2 protein-coding genes are annotated in these 4370 nt (G+C 54.8%); one reads left to right on the forward strand and one right to left on the reverse strand.

Translation table 11 applies throughout. From position 1 onward, the window contains the following. Positions 1-193: 193 nt before the first annotated feature. On the reverse strand, positions 194-442 hold the full coding sequence (locus Q0K06_RS13825; RefSeq protein WP_365925998.1) for a helix-turn-helix transcriptional regulator: 249 nt from the start codon (positions 440-442) through the stop codon (positions 194-196). 232 nt (positions 443-674) lie between these two features. On the opposite strand from Q0K06_RS13825, the gene Q0K06_RS13830 reads away from it, so the two are divergent. Next, a complete protein-coding gene (locus tag Q0K06_RS13830; RefSeq protein ID WP_294553742.1) occupies positions 675-4223 on the forward strand; it encodes an S-layer homology domain-containing protein in 3549 nt (1182 codons plus the stop codon). The last annotated feature ends 147 nt before the right edge of the window (positions 4224-4370 follow it).

Raw genomic sequence — 4370 nt, forward strand, 5'->3', positions numbered from 1 at the left:
CCCTTTAGGGGTATTGTCTGTATTATGCCCTTATAGGGCTTAATCAAGCCTCCGGCTTAGCCGGAGGTTGTGACTCTGATATAAAAAATATAAGAAAGCAGGGAAAATAGAGAGAAAATTTTACCGGTTGAAGTGATAAAGAAATTTGTTATACTGGTTTAGTGGGAATTAACAATAGAAGCAAAGGAGCGCTCTAAAACGAAGACAGCTGACCTTTTCGGGGATAAGGTTTCTTCACATCGGTTAGGCCTAAAAGATAGTCTACACTGGTTTTGTAAAGCGCAGCCAGTTGAATGAGCAATTCAGGGGTAATCGAATTGACGCCGTTTTCGTAGGCGGAATAGGTTCGCCGGTTGAGATAGAGCATGTCAGCCACTTGCTGCTGCGTCCAATCGTGGTCCTCACGCAACGCACGAATCGTGGGGAAAGTCACAGAAATCACCTCGGGTTAAGTATAGAGGACGGATGGGGTGATTTAAAAATTTGGCAGTATTTCTGCCAAAGGGTTACAAAACTCGTTCAGCTGTCGATATGGAAGTGTAACTGTGAAACCGAAGAGGAGCGCAGCGGAGTGGAGGAGGCGTTTTTCCCACATGGAGCAAGGCCCCCGAAAGCTCAAACAGCCTGTATAAAAACGGCAGGCAGAAACAAGTTACAGAACAGGAGGAACTAACATGAACGCAAAGAAAGGCTTATCCCTGGCCTTGTCGGGAGCGATGGTGGCATCTATGCTGTCACTTCCGGCCATGGCCGCAGAGAACACGGAACCGAACTTCCCTGACGCAGAGGGCAGCTGGGCAAGCGAGTCTATCGACCGGTGGGGCGCGGCAGGTGTTGTAAGCGGAGACGAGAACGGCAATTTCAACCCCACTGCAACCCTTACCCGCGCCGAGCTGGCCCAGATTTTCGTCAATATGTTCGGCCTGACTGAGAAGGCGCCCAATGTCTACGCCGACCTGCGGGGCGACGAGTGGTACGCAGATGCCATTCTCAAGTGCACCGCTGCGGGCATCATGCAGGGTGATGGCGTCAGCGCCAATCCTCTGTCTGTGATCAGCCGTCAGGAGACTATGGTCATGTTTGGCCGCGCCATGGGCGTCACGCCTGAGGCGAATCCCGACATGAGCAGTTTTACCGACGGCGCGGCTGTGGCCGACTGGGCGGCCGGCTATATGGCGCCTCTGGCTGAGATGGGGATTATCTCCGGCAGCGGCGACGGCAGCATCCAGCCCGGCATGAACATCGACCGCGCTTCCACCATGGCGCTGCTGGACAAGGCTATTGTGAGCTATATCAGCGAGCCCGGCGCCTACACGGTGGAAAACGCCAACGGTTTTGTGGTCGTGAATGCCGCCGCCGGCGAGGTTGAGCTCTCCGGTCAGGTTGCCGGTGTGGTTGTGGCCGCCGGAAGCGCCGGCTCCACTGTGACCGCCAAGGACCTGACTGCCGACAGCCTGAAGGTGGACGGCACTGCCGAGGTGTCTGTTGAGGGCGCCAGCAAGGTGGACACCATGACCGTCAATGCGGCCGGCAGCGTGGAGATCGCCCAGGGCGTGACCGTTGATACGGTGGAGGTTAACGCCGCGGCGAGCCTGACCAACAGCGGTACGGTGAGCACGCTGGAGGCCAACGATGTCGCCACTGTGACCAACAACGGTACTATTTCCACTCTGACCGCCAATGATGCAGTGAAGGTGGACAACAAGGGCACTGTCTCCAAGGCTGAGATCAATGCCGACAACGTGGTTCTGGACGGCACCAAGCCCTCCACCGTGGACGTGGCCGAGGGCACCAAGAACCCCACCAACAGCCAGGGTGAGGAGATTAAGGACAACACCACCAGCGGCGGTTCCACCGGCAGCGGTTCTACTGGCCCTGTGGTGTCCTATGCTCAGATTGTGAAGGCTCCTCTGGTTGACCAGGCTGCTGACAATGCAATCCCCAGTGAGAAGCTGGCCAACAATTACAGTGTGTCTGGTATCGTCAATGGCGACACTATTAATGTGACTATTACGGCCAGAGATCTGATGATGCACAATAATACAAGTCAGGTTTCTGACTACTGGGTTGGTTTTGGCATTGAGGCCAAAGAGGGTAACACCTACTATGCTGGCTTCGGTTCTGTTCCCGCTGACCTGGGTTCTCCGGTGGAATCGGTTGCTGGTCGTACCTATGAAGAGGGCGGAAAGACTTACAACACCGTCTACTTCGGCCTGAAAGATGAGGATCTGAGCAAGGGCGGCTATGTAGTGGTCAAGAACGGTGAGAGCACCACTACTTATATTGTGTCCTTTGATGTGACCTTTAAGAGCTATGCCACCACTATGCTGAGCGAGCTGCCTGAGGAACTGCTGAAGGCCTATGATGACGCTTCTCAGCCTATTCGCCATAAGACTGCGGATGGACTGGGCCTGACTGCTGCTGTCTCCGGGAACACCATGACGCTGACCGGCGAGACCACCACTGACAAGCTGGATGCCACCGATACAACCACCTCGAACGGGTATATCCTCTATGGTTTCAACGTCACTGATCCCGACGGCGTGATTAAAAAGATAAAAACTGGTGTGAGTACCTACGCCCTGACTGACTTCACTGTCGCGGGTCTGGACAAAGCAATGCTTCTCAATGCGAAGTTCTATGATGATACTGCGAAGCAGATGCTGAACACCAGCTATGAGGTACAGCTGCTGGATGCCAATGACCGTGTGCAGGACACTGTGACCCTGACCTTCAACGCCGCTGGCGTCACCATTCAGGGCAAGAACAAAGTGGAATTCCTTGACGACCAGAATGGCAGCCTTCTTGCCTCTGTGATGGTTGAGGCAAACGGCCAGGTTGCTGAGGGTTCTTTCCCTGCTGCTCCGACTAAGGACAACATGGTCTTTGCTGGCTGGTACTATATGGACAACAGCGATGAGAAGGAGTTTACCAAGAGCACTTCCGTTAGTGCCAATACTACCGTCTATGCTAAGTATGTCGCCCTGACGGATCAGAATGTTGAGGTGCGTCCTGATGGCGTTGCGGGTGTTGCGCCCGAGTTCAGCTATTCTGAGGAGTATGCTAAGGCTGGCGCGACTGTGACCTCTGGCTCCGGCACCGGCTCCATCGCGGTGGACCAGAAGGCCGTGCTGAGCTACGTGAGCAACAGTGATAACAATACCAACAAGGGGTATCTGACCCACGGCGATAAGCTCTATGTGGGCTTTGCCTTTGAAGCCCCCAAGGATGCCGCTGAGCTGATCGTGACCAGCACGGGCTATCAGGGAGTTGAGGCTGAAAACCTGACCTTCAAGCTGGGCAGCGAATCTACTGGAAATTACGGCGACATCTTCAAGAAGGACGACAAGACCTACTACATTGATTACCTCTCCTTCGCGACCACTGAGGGCGGAGCAGTGGAGGACAGCTCCTTCACCTACACCTTTACCTGGAAGGACAGCACCGGAAAAGTGATTGCCTATACCGGCGCTACCGTGACCCGGAGCACCACTCCTTTTGTTGTCAATAGTGAGGATAGCCTGAAGGAGGCTATTACTGCCGGTATCAAGCAGATCACCCTGGCGGACAGCGTTACGCTGAGCAGCAACGACGGTGTCACGATTCCTGAGGGTACGACCGTGACGATTCCTAAGGAGACGACTCTGACCGTTGCTGAGGGCTCTAAGCTGACTGTAAATGGTACTCTGAAGGGCACAGATACCACCTCTACGCTGGTTCTGGGTACTATGAGCGGCGACATGAAGGCCGGCACTTACACTTGGCGTGATAGCGCCTGGAAGGCCGATGTTGCCACAGTCCTCCAGTGGGCGCTTGACTATCAGTACGACCCCGCCTATACGTACACCCATACCCCTGCAATTTCTGGGACTACGGTGACCTACACCGGCAGCCAGGATGATTTTACTAAAAAAGGTGGCGACGACGAGAATCCCACCCGCGCTACCGCCGATCTGGCCCGCCTGCTGGGCGCTATCTGGCGGATTGACGAGGGCAAGAGCGTGACCACCATCAGCTATGACAGCAAGGACTATACTTGGGAAAGTGAGTCTGGCCGCAAGGGCAGCAACTGGGAGAATGATGAGGACACTACCCTGGTGAGCGCTGTGGCCACTAAGGCAGAGACCGGTCTGAGCGACGGCAGCGAGAGCTTCACCTTTACCATCAACGGTGAGACTGTGACTCTGGAGCTGAAGATTAGTGATGTCGGCGGCGCCGGCTAAGCGGCAAAACAGACACAGGACACAGGAGACCAACAAGAGAGCGCCGGGCATCTGCCCGGCGCTCTCTTTCTATTGCTTAAAGAACCACTGGCTCTGCCAGTGGATAAAGAGCTTATAGCTATGGACAAAAAAAGGACTCCCCGATAG

Source organism: uncultured Pseudoflavonifractor sp. (genome assembly GCF_944387805.1).
Taxonomy (GTDB): Bacteria; Bacillota; Clostridia; order Oscillospirales; family Oscillospiraceae; genus Pseudoflavonifractor.